We start from the raw sequence: 22273 nt of genomic DNA on the forward strand, positions 1-22273 counted from the left end.
TCATCCATCCAAAAATCCAGCTTTTAAGGGACCAGTATCGCTTAAAGTCGCTAATTCCTAGCAAGAAGCTCTGGTAAAATATTCTTAAGAAATTCATGTGATAGACCAAGTTCCGTCTTGTCTAAGTGCTGCAATCAAGTGGCGTACTGCGATGTATGAGATGACTGTCATGATAAGGGTTAAAGTTATCAGGCCTACGAGTGAAGGCCATGTTTCGTCAAATGAACTCCCGCTGATTCCGGCGCGTATAAGCACAGCTGACCAGTAAAAATATGTTAAAAATGATATTGGCGTTGTCCACGAGGGTAAGTAATCGATAGGCACTAATACTCCCCCAAGTAGATAGAATGGGCCATTCAGTGTTGATTGAATATTTTTCCCTGAGGCCGCTAGGCTTAATAAGGCGGATGCTACTGTGGCGCTCGCAGCACCTGCTAACAAGGTAAGTATGAGAGATATTGCAAAAATATTGGGGCTCATTATAGATAAATCAACTTTGAACAAGTATCTTGCCAGTAGCCAGAATTCCAAAAATCCGATTGCGCCGACTGTAATTATCAAAAACATCCTGATTATCAATATTGCCCAGTAGCTGGCTGAGCTAACAATAATTAGATCCATTAGTCCTTCTTCGCGGTCCGTAGTCACCACCCAACCGCCTGCTTCAAATCCCATTTGACCTATTGTTGTAAGTAGGGCTGCTGTCATCACATAACTGATCAAGTCCAATCGTCCTGCATTCAACACAATTATGAGTGGAATTAAGGAAGTCAAGGGCATAATAAGCAAAGGTACGAGAGTCGCTGTATTCTGCATCATTAACTGAATTTGCAGGCGACTAACAGATACTAGGAATCGCGATAGATGCATGCTTGACCATATCCCTGTCCAGAACGTGGTTGCATTCCGCTATAAAATTTTCGCGAATCCAAGGATCATATAATTATATGCCTAGATTGTTTTACGATAATGGGATTCTTTGCGAGTAAGGGTAGACAAGTCCTTTAGATGTCCGATATACAACTATCTGCTAGAGGGGGAGTTGTTTGCAGCGCTACGAAGCCAGGTGTTGTTGTAGCAACACTTGTTACTGTTGTTTTGATGTTGGCAGGGCAACAGTTTCTGGAGCATTTTGCTCCGAATCCAATTTGTATTATTTTTTGCCCTGACGCATTGCTTTCTGATTTCGGTGGTTTCGTTCTTGGCAGGTGGTTCACCCCGCGCCAACGCATTCGGAACTCTGGCGATGGTGGCTGAGCGAGGTACTTGGATATGCACGTATTCTACACATCGGCCAGGGGAAGGGTGTGCCGCGAGCGACCGCGAATCGGTAGGAGGTCCGAAGCTAAATGCTGGTCTGACAATATGAAACGGATTAGGCTGAGTAGCGGGTAGGACGGAGCAAATCGTCAAAGCCCAATGCTTACGCGGAGCGCTACGATTTAGATCCGACAGGCATAAGCAGTAAGGTCGCGCAAATTACCCCGAGAAATCTGGTGCCTGCCATGTCCTACTGTCGCCGTGAGGTGGCGGGTTGGGCGAGACGACGTCAATTTAGATCGTAGTAATTGCTCAAATTCAGAGTTATCGAAGGGCTGAAGCTGTCATGATTGCATACTCAGATGAGAGTTATTGGGCGCAAAGCAGAAACGTCGTGAATAGTGGCGGTCGAGCCCATCAGGAGGTAATTGTCGGAAACCTTAAGCCTTGGTTTGAGCGCTTCGACACCGTAGGCGACACATCAATGGAAGCACGCGCACGGAAGCTACTGCTCAGTGGGCATGAAGCGGCGTGTACTGAACCGTATGCGCGGTGGTGTGGGAGGACAACGGTTTCGAACCCGCCTCCTACTCGATCTAAAGCAAGCCATTCCCTCCGCAAAGGAAATAACTGATGAGCCTCATACTTTACGACACCTGGACCCGCAGTTTGCGGCCGTTTGAATCATTGACCCCTGAAGAGGTAGGGCTGTACTGCTGTGGTCCTACGGTGTACGACTACGCCCATCTAGGTAATCTGCGCACCTTTATATTCGAGGATGTGCTGCGCCGCGTTTTACAGAGCAATGGATACAGCGTTCGTCACATTGTCAATATCACGGATGTAGGTCATCTAACCTCTGATGCCGACGAGGGGGAAGACAAGATGGAGAAAGGCAGTCGTCGGCAAGGGGAGTCGGCATGGGTCATCGCAGAACGATTCACCGCTGCTTTTCAGCATGACTGGCGTCAGTTGAATCTTCTGGAGCCGACCTTGTGGTGTCGAGCAACTGACCATATCGCCGAGCAGATCAGTTTGATTGAGATTATGGAGACTAAGGGGTTTACCTACCGCACCTCGGATGGCATTTACTTCGATACTAGCCGGCAAGACACCTACGGTTATCTAGCACGCTTGAATGCCGAAGGTCTGCGCGCCGGTGCACGCGTTGCCACTGGTGAGAAACGTTCGGTTACAGATTTCGCCCTATGGAAATTCAGCCCTACGGAGAGTACACGCCAAATGGAGTGGGACAGCCCCTGGGGCGTCGGCTTTCCAGGGTGGCACATCGAATGCTCGGCGATGTCAACCAAATACCTTAGCCCTTGGTTCGATATACATTGTGGCGGGGAGGACCATATCAGCGTTCACCACAGTAACGAAATTGCCCAAGGCGAGGCGTGTTATGGTACCCGCCCCGCGAACTTTTGGATGCATGGAGCATTCCTCACCTTGGATCATGGAAAGATGTCCAAATCCGACGGGGAGTTTCTACGGCTGCAGTCTCTCATTGATCGTGGTTTGGACCCGCTTGCTTATCGCTACTTATGTCTGACCGCCCACTATCGAAGTACCTTACGTTTTAGTAATGAGGCACTTAGGGCCGCAGCTACAGCACTTCGTCGACTGCGTAGTGCTTTTGCCGATTGGCCTAAGTCAGGTGATATCAATCAGGTCTTCCATCAACGGTTCCTGGATGAGGTAAATCTGGATCTGAACCTTCCTCGGGCGTTGGCAGTTGTCTGGGCACTAGTTAAAAGTGATCTGCCACCTGCCGATAAACGCGCCACATTGCTGCAAATGGACCGGATACTGGGATTGGACCTTGAGAATGTGGAGTCCGATAATGATGCAGCACCCGCTGACATTTTCGATCTGATCGAGCAGCAGCGTCAGGCTCGAAAGGAAAAAAATTGGGCTCTTGCTGACCTTTTGCGAGAACAACTGAAGGAGCGCGGCTGGGTGGTGAAGGACGATGCAGTGGCAGATGATTGAAGCCGAATCGTCATTTATAGGCTCAATATGTTGCCGCTGACCGAAAACTGACCCAGTTTCGCCCGTTGTGCTGACTGAAAACTGACCCAGGTGTTCCACTGCGCCTGCTCAATTTTTGAGCAGGAGAACACAGGGTGATCAGCATGGAAATGATGGGCAAAATTCGGCGGATGTATTTCCGCGACAAGCTGTCGTTGCATGAGATAGCCAAGCGCACCGGACTGTCGCGCAACACCATCCGAAAATGGGTCAGAGCGCCGGAGTCCAAGCAGCCGGTTTATCAGCGTCAAGCCGTGTTCAACAAGCTCAGTCCCTTTCACGATCTTCTGGATCAGGCGCTGCGGGCTGATGCCTTGAGGGCGAAGCAACATCGCCGCAGTGCCAAGGCGCTATTGGCCATGATCCGCGCTGAAGGCTATGACGGCGGCTACAGCCAGCTCACTGCCTTCGTTCGTCATTGGCGTGGAGAGCAAGGCAAGGCGGTACGGGCATTTGTGCCGTTGGCGTTCGCATTGGGCGAGGCCTTCCAGTTCGATTGGAGCGAGGAAGGCCTGCTGATTGGCGGTGTTTTCCGACGTGTCCAGGTCGCGCACATGAAGCTATGTGCCAGCCGAGCTTTCTGGCTCGTGGCCTATCCCAGCCAAGGGCATGAAATGCTGTTCGATGCCCATACCCGCTCATTCGCCGCCTTGGGCGGCGTGCCGCGTCGCGGCATCTACGACAACATGAAAACGGCGGTCGACAAGGTCTCCAAGGGTAAAGGCCGCACGGTCAATGCTCGCTTCATGGTGATGTGCTCGCACTACCTGTTCGACCCGGACTTCTGCAACGTAGCGTCTGGTTGGGAAAAAGGTATCGTCGAAAAGAACGTCCAAGACAGTCGGCGCCGCATCTGGCTGTCCGCCTGCGACAACACTTTTCATAGCTTCGAAGAGCTGAATGCCTGGCTTGCCCAGCGCTGTCGGTCTCTATGGCACGAGCTGATCCATCCGCAGTACAACGGCTTCACCGTCGCAGAAGTCTTGGAACTGGAGCGCGTCGAAATGATGCCGATGCCGACGCCCTTCGACGGCTATGTAGAGCGGACGGTTCGCGTTTCCAGCACCTGTCTGGTCAACGTGGCTCGCAACCGCTATTCAGTACCCTGCGAGCGTGTTGGACAGTGGGTCAGCAGTCGGCTCTATCCCTCACGGATCGTCGTGATTGCCGATGATGGTGTGATTGCCAGCCATGAGCGCCTGTTTGATCGCGACCAGGTCAGCTACGACTGGCAACACTACATCCCCCTCATTGAACGCAAACCGGGAGCCCTACGCAATGGTGCCCCCTTTGTCGATCTGCCCAAGCCTCTACGCCTGCTCAGGCGCGGGCTGCGGCGGCATCTACAGGGTGATCGGGTCATGACCCAGGTGCTGGCCGCCGTGCCCATCGCGGGCCTGGATGCCGTCCTCGTGGCGGTTGAGCTGGTTTTGGAATCTGGCAGCCTGAGCGCTGACCACATCCTCAACATCGTGGCCCGTCTGACCGCCCGTGAAGCACCACCCTCGGTCGAAACCAACCTGCAACTGAAGGTGTCCCCTGTTGCTAATACCGCGCGCTATGACCGGCCGCGCAGCACGGATGAGGAGATGCGTAATGCGTGATCTCACAGAGGAACTCAAAGACTTACGCCTGCACGGCATGGCCGATGCCTGGGCAGAGCTAGCCGCACAAGGCGAATCCTCCACCGCGTCATCAAAATGGCTGATCGAACATCTCCTTGATCAAGAGCACGCCGACCGTGCAGTGCGCTCGGTACATCATCAGATGAATATGGCGAAACTGCCCATGCACCGTGACCTAGCCGGCTTTGACTTCGGTGTATCCAGCGCTGATGCCCGGCTGATCAAGGAACTGTCCACTCTGACCTTCACCGACACAGCGCAAAATGTGGTGTTCATCGGCGGCCCTGGTACCGGTAAAACGCACCTCGCCACCGCCCTGGCAGTGGCCGGCATCACCCAACATAACAAGCGTGTGCGTTTTCACTCCACGGTCGATCTGGTCAACCTGCTGGAACGTGAAAAACATGAGGGCAAGACAGGACGTATCGCCCGAGGACTACTGCGTGCAGATCTGGTAATCCTTGATGAGCTTGGCTACCTACCTTTCAGTCAGAGCGGCGGAGCTTTGCTGTTCCACCTGCTCTCGAAGCTTTACGAGCACACCAGCGTGATCATCACCACCAACCTCAGCTTCGCCGAATGGTCGAGCGTATTTGGCGACGCCAAGATGACTACGGACTTGCTCGACCGATTGACACACCACTGCCACATCGTCGAGACGGGGAATGAATCGTACCGCCTGCAAAACAGCACCCTGGGAGCCAAGACCAAGATCCAGGCGAGGGAGCGTAGACGGCAGGATATCGAGGAATCGGAGGACGATCCGTTTTGACCTCTTTGGGCTGGCCTTGCTGAGTGCAGGGTCAGCACTTTTACGACGCTGTCGACTGCTAGGCTTATCCACAATTGCCGGGGTCTAAATCGGCAAGCAGCCCTGGGTCATTTTTCAATCGGCAGGGTGGGTCAGTTTTCAATCAGCGCCGACACGTAACCTTTGGATCTCTCTGGAATGATCGCAAGCAGCTGGCTCGATATCGCTGTACCCAAAAGCGCGACGTGGCCAATCAGCGGCATGGGATCGCGTCACCCATTGACCGTATCTGAGTCGTAGCGACGGCAAGCAAGCTCTATTTAGGTGCATGTATCTGCAGGAGATGAAAAAAATATTGAAGAAGGTGAAAAGCCACGGATTTTCTTTCCGACGCTGGCTTCCCGGCTTCGGTTCCCTGATTTAATATACTCGCCAGTATAAATATTCGATGCGCCCGTCGCGAAAGGATTCATCATGTTGCGTCATGCCTTGTCCCTCGCTCTGCCCGTTGCCGCCACGCTGTTCCTGACAGCCTGTGGCCAGCAAGCCGCTCCGCCAGCAGCACCTCGCCCGGCGCTGGTCGTTCAGCCGCAGCCGGCGCAAGCCGCGGCGGACAGCTACCCCGGTGAAGTACGGGCGCGGCTCGAGCCGGAACTGGCATTTCGTATCGCCGGCAAGGTCACCAAGCGCCTGGTCGAAGAGGGCCAACGGGTGAACGCCGAGCAGCCGCTGGCTGAACTCGACCCCCAGGACGTGCGCCTGCAACTGGAAGCCAACCGCGCCCAGCTGGCGGGCGCCGAGGCCAACCTGGCGCTGGTGCGTGCCGAGCGTGACCGCTACCAGAAGCTGCTGGACCGGCAGATGGTCAGCCACTCGCAGTACGACAATGCCGAAAACCTGTTCCGTGCCGGCCAGGCGCGGCTGAAGCAGGCGAAGGCCGAGTTCGAGGTGGCCGGCAACCAGGCCGAATACGCCATATTGCGTGCATCGCAGGCGGGTGTCATAGCCAAGCGCCAGGTCGAGGTCGGCCAGGTGGTTGCCGCCGGGCAGACAGTCTTCACCCTGGCCGCGGACGGTGAGCGGGAAGTGGCCATCAGCCTGCCGGAACAGCAGTTCGCCCGCTTCGCCGTGGGCCAGCCGGTCAGCGTCGAGCTGTGGTCGCACCCCAATGAGCGGTTCCCGGGGCGCATCCGTGAATTGTCACCTGCTGCCGACCCTCGTTCGCGCACCTTTGCCGCTCGCATCGCCTTCACCTCGGTCAAGGCACCGGCCGAACTGGGCCAGAGCGCGCGGGTGTTCATCGCCCATGACGGGATGGTCCCACTGGCGGTGCCGTTGTCGGCGGTTACCGCTGAAGACGGGCAGGCCTATGTCTGGCGGGTCAACCAGGAACGCCGTGTCGAGCGGGCCGTTGTGCGCCTGGGGCCGTATGGCAGCGAAACTGTACCGGTGCTCGAAGGCTTGAATCCTGGCGACTGGGTGGTCGCCGCTGGCGGCCATGTGTTGCGAGAAGGGCAGGAGGTGCGGCCTGTGGACCGCACCAACCGCGTTGTGAACCTGACGGCCAAGGAGTAAGTCCCGATGGGTTTCAACCTTTCCGCCTGGGCGCTGCGTAATCGCCAGATCGTGCTGTTCCTGATGATCCTGCTGGCGGCAATTGGCGCCATGTCCTACACCAAGCTTGGCCAGAGCGAAGACCCGCCCTTTACCTTCAAGGCCATGGTCATCCGCACCCTGTGGCCGGGCGCCACCGCCGAGGAAGTGTCGCGCCAGGTCACCGAGCGCATCGAGAAGAAACTGATGGAAACCGGTGAGTACGAGAAGATCGTCTCGTTCTCCCGGCCCGGTGAGTCGCAGGTGACCTTCATGGCCCGCGACTCGTTGCATTCCAAGGACATTCCCGAGCTGTGGTACCAGATCCGCAAAAAAGTCGCGGACATTCGCCACACCTTGCCGCCTGAAATCCAGGGGCCGTTCTTCAACGACGAATTCGGCACCACCTTCGGCAACATCTACGCACTGACCGGCGCCGGTTTCGACTATGCGGTGCTCAAGGACTATGCCGACCGTATCCAGATCCAGCTGCAACGGGTCAAGGATGTGGGCAAGGTGGAGCTGCTCGGCCTGCAGGACGAGAAGATCTGGATCGAACTGTCCAACCTCAAGCTGGCCACCCTTGGCGTGCCGTTGGAGGCCGTGCAGCAAGCGCTGCGTGAACAGAACGCCGTCAGCACCGCGGGCTTCTTCGAGACGCCTAGCGAGCGCCTGCAGTTGCGGGTAAGTGGGCGTTTCGCCAGCGTTGACCAGATCAGACAGTTCCCCATCCGTGTCGGTGACCGCACCTTCCGCATCGGTGATGTGGCTGACGTACACCGTGGTTTCAACGACCCTCCCGCACCGCGCATGCGCTTCATGGGCGAGGATGCCATTGGGCTGGCGGTGTCGATGAAAGATGGCGGCGACATCCTGGTACTGGGCAAGGCCCTGGAAGGCGAGTTCGAACGCCTGGCGCGCAACCTGCCGGCTGGCATGGAGCTGCGCAAGGTTTCCGACCAGCCCGCTGCGGTCAAGGCAGGCGTAGGCGAGTTCGTCCAGGTGCTGATCGAAGCGTTGGTGATCGTCCTGCTGGTAAGCTTCTTCTCGCTCGGCTTGCGCACCGGGCTGGTCGTGGCCCTGGCTATCCCCCTGGTGCTGGCCATGACCTTCGCTGCCATGCATTACTTCGGCATTGGACTGCACAAGATCTCCCTCGGGGCGCTGGTGCTGGCCCTGGGCTTGCTGGTGGACGACGCGATCATTGCCGTGGAGATGATGGCGATCAAAATGGAGCAGGGGTTCGACCGCCTCAAGGCGGCCAGTTACGCCTGGACCAGCACGGCCTTCCCGATGCTCACCGGCACACTGATTACCGCCGCCGGCTTCCTGCCCATCGCTACTGCCGCCTCGAGCACGGGTGAGTACACCCGTTCGATCTTCCAGGTCGTGACCATTGCGCTGTTGACCTCCTGGGTAGCGGCTGTGATGTTCGTGCCTTACCTGGGCGAACGTCTGTTGCCTGACCTGGCAAAGTTGCATGCGGCCCGCCATGGGGACGGCGCGCCAGACCCTTATGCCACCCCGTTCTACCAGCGCGTGCGGCGTGTGGTGGAATGGTGCGTGCGCCGGCGCAAGACGGTCATCCTGCTGACCGTCGCAGCGTTCGTCGGCAGCATCCTGTTGTTCCGTTTCGTGCCCCAGCAGTTCTTCCCGGCATCCGGGCGCCCGGAGCTGATGGTCGATCTGAAGCTGGCCGAAGGCGCGTCGCTGGCCAACACCACCGAACGGGTCAAACAACTGGAAGCGCTGCTCAAGCAGCAGGAGGGCATCGACAACTATGTGGCCTATGTCGGCACTGGGTCGCCACGCTTCTACCTGCCGCTGGACCAGCAACTGCCGGCGGCCAGCTTTGCCCAGTTCGTGGTGCTGGCCAGGTCGATGGAGGATCGGGAGCGCCTGCGCAGTTGGCTGATCGACACCGTGGACCAGCAATTCCCCGACCTGCGTGCCCGCGTCACCCGCCTGGAAAACGGCCCGCCCGTGGGCTACCCGGTGCAGTTCCGGGTTACCGGCGAGCATATCGAGAAGGCCCGCGCGTTGGCCCGCGAGGTGGCCGACAAGGTGCGCGAGAATCCCCATGTGGTGAACGTGCACCTGGACTGGGAGGAGCCAAGCAAGGCGGTATTCCTGGAAATCGATCAGGACCGGGCTCGTGCCCTGGGGGTGAGCACCGCGCACCTGGCCAGCTTCCTGCAAAGCTCGCTGACCGGCACCACGGTCAGCCAGTACCGCGAGGACGACGAGTTGATCGAGATCCTTCTGCGCGGCACGCTGAAGGAGCGCAGCGAGCTGGGTAACCTTGGCAGCCTGGCCTTGCCCACGGACAACGGCCAGAGCGTCGCGCTGTCGCAAGTGGCGACCCTGCAATATGGCTTCGAGGAAGGCATTATCTGGCACCGCAACCGCCTGCCGACGGTAACCGTGCGCGCCGATATCTACGACAAGGAGCAACCGGCGACCTTGGTGCGCCAGATCGAGCCAACCTTGAACGAGATCAAGGCGAGGCTGCCGGACGGTTACCTGCTGGAAGTGGGGGGCACGGTAGAGGATGCCGAGCGCGGGCAGAAGTCAGTGAATGCCGGCATGCCGCTGTTCATCGTCGTGGTGCTGAGCTTGCTGATGATCCAGCTGCGCAGTTTCTCGCGCACGGTGATGGTGTTCCTCACCGCGCCCCTGGGGCTGATCGGCGTGACCCTGTTCCTGCTGGTGTTCCGCCAGCCGTTCGGGTTCGTCGCCATGCTCGGCACCATTGCCCTGGCAGGGATGATCATGCGCAACTCGGTGATTCTGGTGGACCAGATCGAACAGGACATTGCTTCGGGGCTGGACCGTTGGCAGGCGATCATCGAGGCTACCGTGCGGCGCTTCAGGCCGATCGTGCTGACGGCACTGGCGGCGGTGCTGGCGATGATTCCGTTGTCGAGGAGTGTGTTCTACGGGCCGATGGCGGTGGCGATCATGGGGGGGCTGATTGTGGCCACGGCGCTGACCTTGCTGTTCCTGCCGGCATTGTATGCGGCTTGGTTTAGGGTTAGGAAAGGTTGAGGGTATAAGGGGGAGGGCGTTGCCCTCCATCGCGGGGCAAGCCCGCTCCTACAGGACTCTGTGGCGCGGGCCCAGTGAATGGGCTGCCAAGCAGCCCATTGGCGATCAGAGGGCGCCAAACACCTTCTTGGCCAGGCTGGTGGCCGCCTGTGCCGGGTTCTGGCGGATGCTCTGCTCCTGCTTGCCGATCATCTCGAACAGCCCGTCCATGGCTTTCTCGGTCACGTAGTTCTCGATGTTGGCATCGTCCTTGATCAGCCCCAGGCCCTTGGCCTGCCCAGCGAAGCTGTTGTACTGCTGGGCCAGGCCGACCTTGTCGGTGGCTTGCTTGACGATGGGCAGGAACTTGGCGCGGATCTGTTCGCGGCTGCTCTTGTTCAGGTACTGGGTGGCCGAATCGTCACCGCCGCTGAGAATGCCCTTGGCATCGGTCACGCTCATGTTCTTCACCGCATTCACCAGGATTGCCTGCGCTTGCGGGACCGCTGCTTCGGCGGCCTTGTTCATGCTGGTTTCCAGGGCTTCGACCTGGTCACCCTTGCCGAACATCTTCATGGCTTTGGCGGCTTTGCCGAGGTTGCCTGGAAGTTCGATGCGTACATCCGGGTTGTTGCTGAAACCGCCGGGGGTGCTCAATTGCTTGACGGCGATCTGGGCACCCTGGGTGAGGGCGTCTTTCAGGCCACCGGTGGCGTCTTTCTGGCTCAGGTCGCCAAGCGACAGGGCCAGCGCGCTGGCTGACAGCAGCAGGCCGGCGCACAGCGCAGTGAAGCGCAGGGAGGAGCGGATCATGAAGCGTTCCTTTTCAACAGAAGTAGGCGGAAATCAGCGCACCGGGTCGACTTTGACCCGTACTGGCTGCGCATCGCTGCCATCGAGCGCAACGCCGTGGTGTTCGGTATTGATGAACAGCAGGTTACCGTCCAGTTCGATCCGGGCACTGACCGCATAGCGGTGGCCGGGCTTGACCTGGGCCGAATCATAGGTGAGGTGGAACGGTAGCGGTACGTTGCCTTTGACCGGGCCGGCCTGGCGGGCCAGGGTCACGGCGGGGGCGTCCATCAGCGACACATCTTGCAGTTCCACGCTCAAGGTGGCGGCGGGCGGCAGCGCGATACGCTGCAGGTAGAAGACTTCGCCATCCAGGCTGGCCTGGGTCGACGGGGTGTGGCTGGAGCAGGCCGCGAGCAGGGATGCGCAACACAGCATAACGAGCTTTTTCATGGAATCTCCGTTGTCCTTGGAGCTGGCTTGTGGCCAACCCCAGGGACTTTAGCGGATTTTTCCTGCCGATGAAGCCCTAGATGATCGATGCTTCCAGCGAGTCCTCGCGGTGCAGCGCCACTTGGCGAATCGACAGGCGCAGCTCAGCCGACAACACGCGCTTGGCTACGCCCTCGGCAAGTTCGCCAAGCTTGTCGTGGTAACCCAGCTTGCCGTTGCTGTCCGGGCGCAGCACACATTGTTCGATCAGGGTCTGGATGAAGTGGCGGAACAACGTCTTGTCGAAGAACTCCGGGGCGTTCAGGCCATGCAGGATCGACAGGCGCTGGGCCATCATCACGCACAGGTCTTCCAGCGCCTCGGCACTGAGGGTGTTCTGCCCGCTGTTGAGCAGCAGCGACGTGGCCATGTAGAAGCGCTGCAGCGTCTGGGTAACGGTGCGGGCGAGCAGGGTCAGCAGGACGAATTGCCGCGAGCTCGGTGCCGGGCGTATGTAGACATCGCCTTCCTGGCGCAGCAGGCCCTGTTCGACCAGTGCCGCCAGCCACTGGTCAATCACCGCGTCCAGTTGCTCGGGCGCCCAGCGCAGGAACAGCTCGGCCTGCAGGTACGGGTACAACGCCTGCACGTACTGGCCAAGCAACTGGCGGCTCATTCGCGAACTGCTGTGGAAGAAACTCGCCAACAGCGCGGGCAGGGCAAAGATGTGCAGGACGTTGTTGCGGTAATAGGTCATCAGGACCGCGTTGGCTTCATCCAGGTAAAGGATGCGGCCCAGAGCGTCGTTTTGCTCGGCCAGCAAGTCCATGCCCCTGACGTGTTCGATCAACGCCTTGCCGTCACCCTCTGGCAGGGTCGTGTGCTCGGAGTACGGCACCTTGCGCAGCAAGGTCAGGTACAGGTCCAGCACCCGGTTCAGAGCGTTTTCGTCCAGGGCCAGGCGGCTGGTGGAGAGTAATGCCAGTGCCACCAGGTTGACGGGGTTGACCGCCGCAGCCTCGTTGAGGTGACGAGCCACGGTTTCGCCCAGGCGGGTGGTGGCCTCGTTGAGCCAGGCAGGGCGGAACTGCGGGCCAAGCGCCTGTTCGCGCCAGCCGGGTTGCTGTTGGTCAAGAAAGCCCGCCAGGCGGATCGGTTCGCCGAAGTTGACGTAGACCTGGCCGAAACGCTGCTTCAGTGCGCCGATGACTTTGAAGATGTCGAAGATCGATTCCTTCTTTTTGCTGGCACCGCGCAATTCGCCCAGGTAGGTGCGGCCCTCGAGCACCCGCTCGTAGCCGATGTACACCGGCACGAAGACGATCGGCGTGCGCGAGGAGCGCAGGAAGCTGCGCAGGGTGATCGCCAACATCCCGGTTCGTGGCTGAAGCATACGCCCGGTGCGAGAGCGTCCGCCCTCGACGAAGTACTCTACCGGGAACCCTTTGGTGAACAGGGTGTGCAGGTATTCGTTGAATACCGCGGTGTAGAGCGGGTTGCCCTTGAACGTGCGACGCATGAAGAATGCGCCGCCCCGGCGCAACAAGCCGCCGATCACCGGCATGTTGAGGTTGATGCCCGCAGCGATGTGCGGCGGCGTCAGGCCGTTGCGGAACAGCAGGTAGGACAGCAGCAGATAGTCAATGTGGCTGCGGTGGCACGGCACATAGATCACTTCATGGCCGGGGGCGATGCCTTGCACTTGCTCGATGTGGTTGACCTTGATGCCGTCGTAGATCTTGTTCCAGAACCAACTCAGCACCACTTCGAGGAAGCGGATCGCCGTGTAGGTGTAGTCCGAGGCAATTTCATTACCGTAGCGCAGCGCCTGCGCCTCGGCTTTGGCCAGGGGGATGTTCTCGCGCTGCGCTTGCTCGGTGATGGCCTGGCGGACCAGTGGGGCATGCACTAGGCCTTTGACCAGATTGCGCCGGTGAGAGATGTCCGGGCCGATGACCGCGGCCTTGAGGTTGCGAAAATGCACGCGCATCAGGCGCTGGGCCATGCGCACGGTGCGTTCGTGGCCTTTGTTGTGCTGCACCAGTTCGCGGACATGCATCGGCGCCGAGAACTGCACGCGGGTCTTGCGCCCCAGAATCAGGATGGTGAGCAGCCGGCGCAGGCGGCCGGTGACCGCCCAGCTGTCGGCGAACAGCAGCTTCCACGGGCTGGATTCACTGGCGGGCGTCTGGCCCCAGAACACGCTGACCGGAATGATCTGGGCGTCTTCTTCGGCATGCTGGGCCACGGCTGCGACCACGCGTTCGAGGGTGGGCGGCGCACCGCGTTTGTCCTGGCGGCCGAGCCAGTCCGGGGCGGGAGTGAGGTAGAAGAACCCGGCAGGCTCGTGAAGTGAACCTACCGCGACCGGCAGCACCGGGCGTGGTAACCCGGCCTTGGTGCATTCGTGATCGAGCACGGCAAGGTCGGTGAGCGAAGGCGATGGCAGGGCATAGAAAACAGGGCGGCTGCGGTCGAGCTGCAGGCTCAGAGACGACTGGTTGATGGTCTCGGAGCGCACCCACAGGTACAACAGGCGACGCAAAGCGCCGAAGATCAGGCGGCGCAGGGGGGAACGGGTCATGGGGTGTGTGCCCTGGGTGTGATTTCAGGTGAATGTGCAGTCAATTAGTCTGCCGTATCTGCGTAAGTTCAGCAAAATCCTGCAGTGATGGGTGCAGTCATGAAATTTTTTTGTTCTGTGTCATATACTCGGCCTGCCACTTGCAGGATATTTCGGCAAGCGGCGTCGGCACAGGGGGGAGACTCTGTGTCTACAAGGCGATCTTCACAATAAAAATCCGGAGTAGTTCAGATGTCGTCTCGTGAGACTGGGAATGTAAAGTGGTTCAACGATGCCAAGGGCTATGGCTTCATTCAGCGTGAAGGGGGGGCAGATGTCTTCGTCCACTATCGCGCCATCCGCGGTGAGGGGCATCGTACCCTGGTCGAAGGGCAGCGGGTGGAGTACGCCTGTGTGCAGGGCCAGAAAGGCCTGCAAGCCGAGGATGTAGTGGGGCTCTGAGCCTCGAGGCTACAAGCTTCAAGCTGCAAGTTGACCGTGTAACTTGCAGCCTGATGCGACCGCTCCTGATGGTGGCCGCCTAAGGCTTGCAGCTTATGACGTTCGCCAGGTGATCTCTTCTTCTCCGTCGGCACTGATGCGAATCCAGCGATCGGCGTCTTCCTCGCCATCTTCTTCGACCCAGCCACCCGGTGCGCAACGGACTTCGACGCCCAGTGCAGCAAAGGCAGCGCGGGCGCAGGCGACATCATCGGCCCATGGGGTCTGGTCGCTTTCCAGGTACAGGCTGTTCCATTTCCCTACAGCCTTGGGTAGCCAGGTGACCGGAATGTTACCGGCCTTGCATTTGAACGTCTGGCCTTTCTGTTGCCACTCGCTGCACGGGCCGACCGCTTCGCCGAGCCATTGGGCAATCTGCTTGTGGTCGACGTCGGCGTCCTTCAGGTAGATCTCGATATCAGGTTGGCGCATAAGGGCTCCGGGTGTGCTCAGTCTTGGCGCACAAAATAGTCATAACGCATGGAAACCGTGACCTCGAAGGGCTCGGGCTGCTCGATCACCCGTGCGCGTTTCTCGGCGCTGGCGCGCCAGCCGTGTGGGGTCATGGCCAGCAAGTCGGCGCGGGCCTTGGGCGCGGCCAAGCTCAGGCGGAACTCGAGGATTTCGCTGTGGGCGTGGGCCATGCCCTCTGGCACCAAGGCCAGGTGCTTGTCATCGGCGTAAGGGCGTACTTCATCGTAGAGCACTTCGCGCAGCTCCATCAGGTGGCCGCTGGTCGGGCCCACCCGCATCAGGCCGCCGCCGGGGCTGAGCAGGCGCTTGGCTTCAGCCCAGTCCAGCGGGCTGAACACGCTGGCGATGAACTGGCAACTGGCCTCGGCCAATGGCACGCGGGCCATGCTGGCGACCATCCAGGTCACCCCAGGGTCTCGGCGGCAGGCGCGCTTGACCGCCTCGCGGGAGATGTCCAGGGCGTAGCCGTCGGCCTGGGGCACTGCCTGGGCGATCTGTGCGGTGTAATAGCCTTCGCCGCAGCCGATGTCGAGCCAGGCGCCGGGCTGGTACGCGGCGGCCAGTTCGGCCAGGCGCTGGGCTACAGGGGCGTAGTGGCCGGCGTCGAGGAAGTCACGGCGGGCCTCGACCATGGCCTGGTTGTCGCCGGGGTCGCGGCTGTTCTTGTGCTGCACGGGCAGCAGGTTCAGGTAACCCTGGCGGGCGCGGTCGAAGCGGTGGCCGGCCGGGCACACTGCACCGTTGTCGAGCCGCGTCAGGGCCGCCTGGCAGATCGGGCAGGCGAGCATCAGGCGAGCAACCGGACCAGGGTCTGGTAGTAGATTTCGGTCAGCAGGTCGAGGTCGCTGGCCAGGATGCGTTCGTCGACCTGGTGGATGGTGGCATTGACCGGGCCGAGCTCTACGACCTGGGTGCCCATGGTGGCGATGAAGCGGCCATCGGAGGTACCGCCGCTGGTGGACGGCTGAGTGTCGCGACCGGTGACACCCTTGATGCTCGCCGCCACCGCGTCGAGCAGTTCGCCAGGTTCGGTGAGAAATGGCAGGCCCGACAATGCCCAGTCGATCGACCAGTCCAGCTCATGCTTGTCGAGGATGGCCGAAACCCGCGCCTGCAGGCCTTCGACGGTGGACTCGGTGGAGAAGCGGAAGTTGAACAGCGCGACCAGCTCGCCTGGGACCACGTTGGTGGCGCCGGTGCCAGCGTTGAGGTTGGAAATCTGGAAGCTGGTAGGCGGGAAGAACGCATTGCCTTCGTCCCAGTGCTCGGCAGCAAGTTCCGCCAGGGCCGGCGCGGCCAGGTGGATCGGGTTGCGCGCCAGGTGCGGGTAGGCGACGTGGCCTTGCTTGCCACGCACGGTCAGCGTGGCGCCGAGCGAGCCACGACGGCCGTTCTTGACCACGTCACCGAGCAAGGTGGTGCTCGACGGTTCACCGACGATGCACCAGTCCAGGCGCTCATTACGGGCCTGCAGGCGTTCGACGACAGCCTTGGTGCCGTGGTGGGCCGGGCCCTCTTCGTCGCTGGTGATCAGGAAGGCGACCTTGCCACGGTGGTCGGGGTAGTCACGCACGAAGCGCTCGCTGGCCACCACCATCGAGGCCAGGCTGCCCTTCATGTCGGCAGCGCCGCGGCCGCAGAGCATGCCCTGGGCATCGATCAGCGCCTCGAATGGCTCATGCTGCCACTGCTGCACCGGGCCGGTCGGGACCACGTCGGTGTGGCCAGCGAAGCACAGCACCGGGCCTTCCTGGCTGCCATGGGTGGCCCAGAAATTGTCGACGTCCTCGATGCGCATCGGCTCGAGCTGGAAGCCCACGGCGCCCAAGCGATTCATCATCTGCGCCTGGCAGTCGGCGTCGACGGGAGTGACCGAGGGGCGACGGATCAGGTCGCAGGCCAGTTGAAGGGTAGGCGAGAGCTCGGCAGGGGCCGTCATGGGGAACTCCGGGGCAAGGCAAGGCGGAAAAACGAGGGGCGTTATCTTATATCAAACCGGGGTTGTCGGCACGGGCCAATGGGGCTGCACAGCAGCCCCATGGGTTTCACGTTGCCTGGGCTTGCACAACGTTGTCGCTTGGCTTGGGCAGCGACGACAACAGTGCCATCACCAAGGCTGCCAGATATGGCAGCGACTGCACCAGCAGCATTGCCACCCAGAAGCGCATGTCAGAGCTCGGCAACCCTTGTACCAGGTAGATCCCCGCCGCCGCGCCCCACAGCAGCAACATGATGAACAGCTCTTCGCGCGCTTCGGAAATTGCCACCAGCACGCCATGGCTGTCGGCATTCTTGGGGGTGCGGAAGAACGGCATGCTGCTGGTGAAGAACCCGTACAGCACCGCCTTGGCAATGGTATGCGACAACGCCAGCCCTGCCAGTGCGGCGGCGAACGCATCCTTGAGGTTGACCCCCACCGCCCGGCGGTACAGGAAGATGATCTTGCCGACCTTGAAGAAGAACAACGCCAGCGGCGGGATCGCGAAGATCATCAGCGGTGGGTCGACCCGGTGCGGCACGATGATCATCGCCGCCGACCACAGCAGTGCGCCGACGGTGAAGAAAATGTTCATGCCGTCGGCAATCCAGGGCAGCCAGCCGGCCAGGAAGTGATAGCGCTGGCCGCGGGTCAGCTCGCTGCCTTTGCCGCGTAGCAGCGCGGCGGCATGGTGCTTGATGATCTGGATGGCGCCGTAGGCCCAGCGGAAGCGTTGCTTCTTGAAGTCGATGAAGGTATCGGGCATCAGGCCCTTGCCGTAACTATTGTGGGCGTAGGCTGCCGACAGGCCTTTTTCGAACACGCGCAGGCCCAGTTCGGCATCCTCGCAGATGCACCATTGCGCCCAGCCCAGCTCTTCGAGCACAGTGCGCCGGGTCATGGTCATGGTGCCGTGCTGGATGATCGCGTCACGGTCGTTGCGGGTGACCATACCGATGTGGAAAAAGCCTTTGTATTCGCTGTAGCACAGCTTCTTGAAGGCGCTTTCGTGCTGGTCGCGGTAGTCCTGCGGCGATTGCACCACGGCGATCTTCGGGTCGGCGAAGTGCGGCACCATGTGCTTGAGCCAGTTACGGTCCACGCAATAGTCCGAGTCGATCACCGCAATCACCTCGGCATCCTTGGCTGTGTGCGGAATCAGGTAGTTCAGTGCGCCGCCCTTGAAGCCTGCCAACGGCGCGACGTGGAAGAACTTGAAGCGCTCACCGAGTTTTTCGCAATGGGCCTTGAGCGGCTCCCACACAGCCGGGTCTTTGGTGTTGTTGTCGATCACCAGCACTTCGTAATCGGGGTAGTCCAGTGCCGCCAGGGCGTCGAGGGTCTGTTTGACCATCTCCGGTGGCTCGTTGTAGCACGGCACGTGTACCGAGACCTTGGGCCGATAGGCGCTGTCGCCCTGCACCGGGAGGAATTCCCTGCGCCGTTTGTGAATCCACACCGCCTCGGCCAGCTCGTGGGCCTCGGTCAGCAGCACGATGAAGACGCCCAGGGCGCCCAGCGCCAGCAGCACGCCCACGGTCAGGCTGAACCAGGTGCTGTATTGTTGGCTGTAGTCATAGGCAATCCAGACCAGCACCGAACCGCAGAGGAAGGTGATGAAGGTCAGGAACGTCCGGCCACGCTGGCGCAAGGCCGAGCCGTCGATCAGCAGCACGGTCAGCGCGATCATCGCCAGCACCACCGAGGCGACCGCCAGCGCGCGCCATTGCGGGATGGCTACCACGGGCCCGTCGAAATTGAATTTCTGTTGGCGCTCTGCGTTGAACACGCCCCAGTAGGCGCCCACCGAACCCTCGTCGCTGGCTTTCCATGGCTGGTCGTATGCTTCGATGACGAAATAGTTGTAGCCGCGGCGGTTAAGGGTATTGACCAAGGTGCGCAGGTAGATGGCCTGGTCCGCCTGTGTGGCGTCGGCACCGCCGCGCATGCGGCCATTGCTCGGCCAACCGACCTCCGAGAGCAGCAAGGGCTTGCGCGGGAACTGCTGCTTGAGCTCGCGGGCGCGGTCGAGCACGAACTCCACCGAGTCCTTCATCGGCACGAACTCCCAGTAGGGCAGGATGTGCGCGGCGATCAGGTCGACGTGCTTGGCCAGCTCCGGGTGTTCCTTCCAGATGTGCCACTGTTCACTGGTGGTAACTGGCACCTTGACCGCGGCTCGTACCCGGTCCAGGTACTGGATCAGCGCTTCGGGGGTGACCTCTTCGCGGAACAGCGCTTCGTTGCCCACCACCACCCGCACCACGCTGCGCGAGGTATTGGCCAGTTCGATGGCCTTGGCGATCTCGCGCTCGTTGCGCTCAAGGTCCGGGCTGATCCAGATACCCAGGGTGACGCGCAAGCCGAGCTCCTCGGCCAACCGCGGAATTTCGGCCTGGGTGCCTTCGACGGTATAGATGCGGATGTTGTCGGTCAGCTTGTTCATCTGCTCCAGGTCCTGGCGCATCTCGTCATCGGTGGGGTACTGGCCCTTTTGCGGGCTTTCTCCAAGACGGAAGGGCGAGTACGAGAAACCGGAGATCTGCTCCGGCCAGGCAGGCGCGGAGACCGGGCGGTTGATCAGTGCCCAGAAGCCGGTGAACAGTGCGGCGATGGCCAGGACAACCACCAGGTTCAGGCCGAATTTGCGTGATGACATTGTCGTCCAAATCTGTCGAAGAGGTAGGACATTAAAGCAGGGTTGGTAGGGACTTACCTAACGATGGAGGCCATCGACGCTGCTGGCATATAATGCGCGCCGATTTTGCGGTATGAGCTTCGGGGTACCATCATGAGCACAGAAGATCCACGCTTCGCCGGCGTTGCCCGGCTGTACGGTGACGAGGGTTTGCAGCGCCTGAGCCAGGCCCATGTTGGCGTGGTGGGTATCGGCGGCGTCGGGTCCTGGGCGGCCGAGGCGCTGGCGCGCAGCGGCGTGGGCGAAATTACCCTGTTCGACCTGGACGACGTCTGCGTCAGCAACACCAACCGCCAGGCCCATGCCCTGGAGGGTCAGGTGGGGCGGCCCAAGGTCGAGGTCATGGCCGAGCGCCTGCGGGCGATCAACCCGGCGTGCACGGTGCACGCGGTGGCTGACTTCGTCACCCGGGACACCATGGTCGAATACATCACCGAAAACCTCGATTGCGTGATCGACTGCATCGACAGCGTGATGGCCAAGGCCGCGCTGATCGCCTGGTGCCGGCGGCGCAAGATCGCCATTGTCACCACCGGTGGCGCGGGTGGGCAGATTGACCCGACGCAGATCCAGATTGGCGACCTCAACAAGACCTTCAATGACCCGCTGGCTTCGCGGGTACGCTCGACCTTGCGCCGCGATTACAACTTCTCGCGTAACGTCAGCCGTAACTACGGGGTGCCTTGCGTGTTTTCCAGCGAACAGCTGCGCTACCCCAAGGGCGATGGCAGCGTGTGCCTGCAGAAGAGCTTCGTCGGGGAAGGGGTGCGCCTGGACTGCTCCGGTGGCTTTGGCGCGGTGATGATGGTGACCGCTACGTTTGGCATGGTGGCGGCCAGCAAGGCAGTGGAAAAACTGGTGGCGGGCGCCCGGCGGCCTTCGGAGCGGGTCAAACCCGCGTCCGTTTCAACTGGCTGAAACCAGTTCAGCCATTCGCTGCAATACCGCATGCAACCCGTTGCTGCGTGAGGGTGACAATTGCCGCTCCAGCCCCAACCGGGTAAACCACGCGCCCAGGTCAAGCCCCGCCAGCGCGCCACTGTCGAGGCCCTGCACCCTCACCAGCAGCAAGGCCAGCAACCCGCGCAGCAAGCGTGCGTCGCTGCTGGCCTTGAACCGCCACTGGCCGTCATGCTGTTCAGCCACCAGCCACACCAGGCTTTCGCAGCCATGTACGCGGTTGCTTTCCGACTTTTCCCCCTCGGCCAGGGGGGGCAACTGGTCGCCCATCTGCATCAGCAGGCGCGCGCGCTGCTCCCAGCCGCGGGCCTGGTCGAAGCGCTCCAGGGCCGCCTGGGCGTCGGCGGGCAGGCTCATCGCAGCAGCTCCAGGCCTTGATCGAGCGCATCGAAGAAGCGCTGCAGGTCGTCGCTGTCGTTGTATAGGCCCAGCGACACGCGAATGGCACCGTCCAGGCCCAACCCCCTGAGCAGCGGCATGGCGCAGTGATGGCCGGCGCGTACGGCGATGCCCTGCTCGGTCAGCAGGTGCGCAATGTCGGCATTGTGTACGCCTTCAATGACAAAACTGGCCAAGGCGGTGTGCGGCGTGCCGAGCAGGCGCACACCCTCCCGGTCGGCCAGGCCACGCAGAAGATGCTGGTGCAGGCTGGTTTCATGGGCCTGAACGGCGTGGGCATCGAGCCCGCCCAGATAGTCCAGGCTCGCGCCTAGGCCGATGACGCCAGCGATGGGTGGTGTGCCCGCCTCGAAGCCCAGCGGTGCAGGGCGGAAGCTAGCACCCTGGTAGTCGGCCAGTTGCACCATCTCGCCGCCGAACTGCCAATGGCGCAGCAGCTCCAGGGCCTGCGGGCGGCCGTAGAGCACACCGACACCCTCGGGGCCATATAGCTTATGGCTGGAGAACACATAGAAGTCGCACCCCAGCTGCTGGACATCATGACGGCCATGCACCACGCCCTGGGCGCCATCGACCACGGTCAGGGCGCCTTGGGCATGGGCGTGGGCCAGCAGCGCGGCCAACGGTTGCCAGGTGCCGAGCACATTGGACAACTGGCTGACGGCAAGCAGCCGGGTACGCGGCCCGATCAGTTGCAGTGCCTGGTCCAGGTCGATGCGGCCATGCTCGTCCAGCGGCAGTACGACCAGGCGCAGGTTGCGGCGCCGCGCCAGTTGCTGCCAGGGCAGCAGGTTGGCGTGATGCTCCAGGGCGCTCACGGCGATTTCATCGCCTGCTTCGAACCGGTGTTCCAAACCGTAGGCCAGAAGATTCAGCGCGGAGGTCGCGCCGTGGGTGAAGATGATCTGGCGGGATTCGGCGGCATTGAGCCAGGCGGCAACCTTGTCGCGGCTGGCCTCGAACGCCTGGGTCGCCAGCGCGCCAGGCAGGTGTTGGGCACGGTGCACGTTGGCCGCGCCATGGCCGTAGTAATGGCTCAGGGCATCGAGCAGGGCCTGGGGCTTCTGGGTCGTGGCGGCGCTGTCCAGGTAGGTCTGGTGCTGCCGTTGCAGGGCGGCGATGGCGGGGAAGTCGGCACGCCAGGGGGAGGGCTGGAACATGATCACGGGGCCTGGAATGAAAATCG

Annotated in this window: 18 protein-coding genes; 8 read left to right on the forward strand and 10 right to left on the reverse strand. The window is 60.9% G+C overall.

Annotated features, from left to right (window positions below; genetic code table 11):
- Positions 1–93 precede the first annotated feature (93 nt).
- A complete protein-coding gene (locus tag L6D80_RS07210) occupies positions 94–870 on the reverse strand; it encodes an ABC transporter permease (RefSeq protein ID WP_176513171.1) in 777 nt (258 codons plus the stop codon).
- 138 nt (positions 871–1008) lie between these two features.
- Here L6D80_RS07210 and L6D80_RS07215 point away from each other — a divergent pair, with 138 nt between their 5' ends.
- The 6 genes from L6D80_RS07215 (at position 1009) to L6D80_RS07240 (ending at position 10311) form a co-directional block, all read left to right on the forward strand.
- Positions 1009–1257, forward strand: a complete 249-nt coding sequence (locus L6D80_RS07215) for a hypothetical protein (protein WP_176513173.1) — start codon at positions 1009–1011, stop codon at positions 1255–1257.
- A 636-nt stretch (positions 1258–1893) separates the two neighbouring features.
- Positions 1894–3255, forward strand: coding sequence for a cysteine--tRNA ligase (gene cysS, locus L6D80_RS07220; RefSeq protein ID WP_176513175.1), 1362 nt, complete (start codon positions 1894–1896; stop codon positions 3253–3255).
- A 143-nt stretch (positions 3256–3398) separates the two neighbouring features.
- A complete protein-coding gene (gene istA / locus L6D80_RS07225; protein ID WP_176513237.1) occupies positions 3399–4898 on the forward strand; it encodes an IS21 family transposase in 1500 nt (499 codons plus the stop codon).
- Positions 4891–5691, forward strand: a complete 801-nt coding sequence (istB, locus tag L6D80_RS07230) for an IS21-like element helper ATPase IstB (protein WP_176513177.1) — start codon at positions 4891–4893, stop codon at positions 5689–5691. Before istA ends, istB begins: the two co-directional genes overlap by 8 nt.
- Before the next feature lie 453 nt (positions 5692–6144).
- On the forward strand, positions 6145–7245 hold the full coding sequence (locus tag L6D80_RS07235) for an efflux RND transporter periplasmic adaptor subunit (RefSeq protein WP_176513179.1): 1101 nt from the start codon (positions 6145–6147) through the stop codon (positions 7243–7245).
- A 6-nt stretch (positions 7246–7251) separates the two neighbouring features.
- Positions 7252–10311, forward strand: coding sequence for an efflux RND transporter permease subunit (locus L6D80_RS07240; RefSeq protein ID WP_176513181.1), 3060 nt, complete (start codon positions 7252–7254; stop codon positions 10309–10311).
- A 105-nt stretch (positions 10312–10416) separates the two neighbouring features.
- Here the strand turns inward: L6D80_RS07240 and L6D80_RS07245 are convergent, their stop codons facing one another.
- The 3 genes from L6D80_RS07245 to plsB all read right to left on the reverse strand — a co-directional run bounded on the left by L6D80_RS07245 (position 10417) and on the right by plsB (position 14098).
- Positions 10417–11103, reverse strand: coding sequence for a DUF4197 domain-containing protein (locus L6D80_RS07245; protein ID WP_054902132.1), 687 nt, complete (start codon positions 11101–11103; stop codon positions 10417–10419).
- A 33-nt stretch (positions 11104–11136) separates the two neighbouring features.
- Complete coding sequence (locus L6D80_RS07250; RefSeq protein ID WP_054902131.1) at positions 11137–11535, reverse strand: YbaY family lipoprotein; 399 nt, start codon at positions 11533–11535, stop codon at positions 11137–11139.
- A gap of 76 nt (positions 11536–11611) precedes the next feature.
- Positions 11612–14098 (reverse strand): glycerol-3-phosphate 1-O-acyltransferase PlsB, encoded by a 2487-nt coding sequence (gene plsB / locus L6D80_RS07255; protein WP_176513183.1) that lies wholly within the window; start codon positions 14096–14098, stop codon positions 11612–11614.
- 231 nt (positions 14099–14329) lie between these two features.
- Here plsB and L6D80_RS07260 point away from each other — a divergent pair, with 231 nt between their 5' ends.
- Complete coding sequence (locus L6D80_RS07260; protein WP_003252255.1) at positions 14330–14539, forward strand: cold-shock protein; 210 nt, start codon at positions 14330–14332, stop codon at positions 14537–14539.
- Between the two features lie 93 nt (positions 14540–14632).
- On the opposite strand, the gene L6D80_RS07265 is transcribed toward L6D80_RS07260, so the two are convergent.
- The 4 genes from L6D80_RS07265 to L6D80_RS07280 all read right to left on the reverse strand — a co-directional run bounded on the left by L6D80_RS07265 (position 14633) and on the right by L6D80_RS07280 (position 19689).
- Positions 14633–15010 (reverse strand): hypothetical protein, encoded by a 378-nt coding sequence (locus L6D80_RS07265; RefSeq protein WP_054902129.1) that lies wholly within the window; start codon positions 15008–15010, stop codon positions 14633–14635.
- A 17-nt stretch (positions 15011–15027) separates the two neighbouring features.
- Positions 15028–15840 (reverse strand): putative RNA methyltransferase, encoded by an 813-nt coding sequence (locus L6D80_RS07270; protein WP_054902128.1) that lies wholly within the window; start codon positions 15838–15840, stop codon positions 15028–15030.
- The gene (dapE, locus tag L6D80_RS07275; RefSeq protein WP_054902127.1) at positions 15840–16991 is read right to left on the reverse strand and encodes a succinyl-diaminopimelate desuccinylase; all 1152 of its coding nucleotides are present in this window, start codon (positions 16989–16991) and stop codon (positions 15840–15842) included. The genes L6D80_RS07270 and dapE overlap by 1 nt, the downstream gene beginning before the upstream one ends.
- Positions 16992–17097: 106 nt before the next feature.
- A complete protein-coding gene (locus L6D80_RS07280) occupies positions 17098–19689 on the reverse strand; it encodes a glycosyltransferase (protein ID WP_054902126.1) in 2592 nt (863 codons plus the stop codon).
- 132 nt (positions 19690–19821) lie between these two features.
- Between L6D80_RS07280 and tcdA the strand changes: the two genes are divergently transcribed.
- A complete protein-coding gene (gene tcdA, locus L6D80_RS07285; protein WP_176513185.1) occupies positions 19822–20646 on the forward strand; it encodes a tRNA cyclic N6-threonylcarbamoyladenosine(37) synthase TcdA in 825 nt (274 codons plus the stop codon).
- On the opposite strand, the gene L6D80_RS07290 is transcribed toward tcdA, so the two are convergent.
- Positions 20635–21045 (reverse strand): SufE family protein, encoded by a 411-nt coding sequence (locus L6D80_RS07290; protein ID WP_176513187.1) that lies wholly within the window; start codon positions 21043–21045, stop codon positions 20635–20637. The two genes, tcdA and L6D80_RS07290, sit on opposite strands and share 12 nt — an antisense overlap.
- Entirely contained in the window at positions 21042–22247 is a 1206-nt protein-coding gene (locus L6D80_RS07295; RefSeq protein WP_176513189.1) for a cysteine desulfurase, read from the reverse strand. Before L6D80_RS07295 ends, L6D80_RS07290 begins: the two co-directional genes overlap by 4 nt.
- Between the last annotated feature and the right edge of the window lie 26 nt (positions 22248–22273).

The organism is Pseudomonas ceruminis (assembly GCF_021602025.1).
Taxonomy (GTDB): Bacteria; Pseudomonadota; Gammaproteobacteria; order Pseudomonadales; family Pseudomonadaceae; genus Aquipseudomonas; species Aquipseudomonas ceruminis.

Bases quoted from the DNA above. Each gene is read 5' to 3' on its own strand.
- L6D80_RS07210 (WP_176513171.1), bottom strand. From the start codon at position 870: ATGCATCTATCGCGATTCCTAGTATCTGTTAGTCGCCTGCAAATTCAG.
- L6D80_RS07215 (WP_176513173.1), top strand. From the start codon at position 1,009: ATGTCCGATATACAACTATCTGCTAGAGGGGGAGTTGTTTGCAGCGCT.
- cysS (WP_176513175.1), top strand. From the start codon at position 1,894: ATGAGCCTCATACTTTACGACACCTGGACCCGCAGTTTGCGGCCGTTT.
- istA (WP_176513237.1), top strand. From the start codon at position 3,399: ATGGAAATGATGGGCAAAATTCGGCGGATGTATTTCCGCGACAAGCTG.
- istB (WP_176513177.1), top strand. From the start codon at position 4,891: ATGCGTGATCTCACAGAGGAACTCAAAGACTTACGCCTGCACGGCATG.
- L6D80_RS07235 (WP_176513179.1), top strand. From the start codon at position 6,145: ATGTTGCGTCATGCCTTGTCCCTCGCTCTGCCCGTTGCCGCCACGCTG.
- L6D80_RS07240 (WP_176513181.1), top strand. From the start codon at position 7,252: ATGGGTTTCAACCTTTCCGCCTGGGCGCTGCGTAATCGCCAGATCGTG.
- L6D80_RS07245 (WP_054902132.1), bottom strand. From the start codon at position 11,103: ATGATCCGCTCCTCCCTGCGCTTCACTGCGCTGTGCGCCGGCCTGCTG.
- L6D80_RS07250 (WP_054902131.1), bottom strand. From the start codon at position 11,535: ATGAAAAAGCTCGTTATGCTGTGTTGCGCATCCCTGCTCGCGGCCTGC.
- plsB (WP_176513183.1), bottom strand. From the start codon at position 14,098: ATGACCCGTTCCCCCCTGCGCCGCCTGATCTTCGGCGCTTTGCGTCGC.
- L6D80_RS07260 (WP_003252255.1), top strand. From the start codon at position 14,330: ATGTCGTCTCGTGAGACTGGGAATGTAAAGTGGTTCAACGATGCCAAG.
- L6D80_RS07265 (WP_054902129.1), bottom strand. From the start codon at position 15,010: ATGCGCCAACCTGATATCGAGATCTACCTGAAGGACGCCGACGTCGAC.
- L6D80_RS07270 (WP_054902128.1), bottom strand. From the start codon at position 15,840: ATGCTCGCCTGCCCGATCTGCCAGGCGGCCCTGACGCGGCTCGACAAC.
- dapE (WP_054902127.1), bottom strand. From the start codon at position 16,991: ATGACGGCCCCTGCCGAGCTCTCGCCTACCCTTCAACTGGCCTGCGAC.
- L6D80_RS07280 (WP_054902126.1), bottom strand. From the start codon at position 19,689: ATGTCATCACGCAAATTCGGCCTGAACCTGGTGGTTGTCCTGGCCATC.
- tcdA (WP_176513185.1), top strand. From the start codon at position 19,822: ATGAGCACAGAAGATCCACGCTTCGCCGGCGTTGCCCGGCTGTACGGT.
- L6D80_RS07290 (WP_176513187.1), bottom strand. From the start codon at position 21,045: ATGAGCCTGCCCGCCGACGCCCAGGCGGCCCTGGAGCGCTTCGACCAG.
- L6D80_RS07295 (WP_176513189.1), bottom strand. From the start codon at position 22,247: ATGTTCCAGCCCTCCCCCTGGCGTGCCGACTTCCCCGCCATCGCCGCC.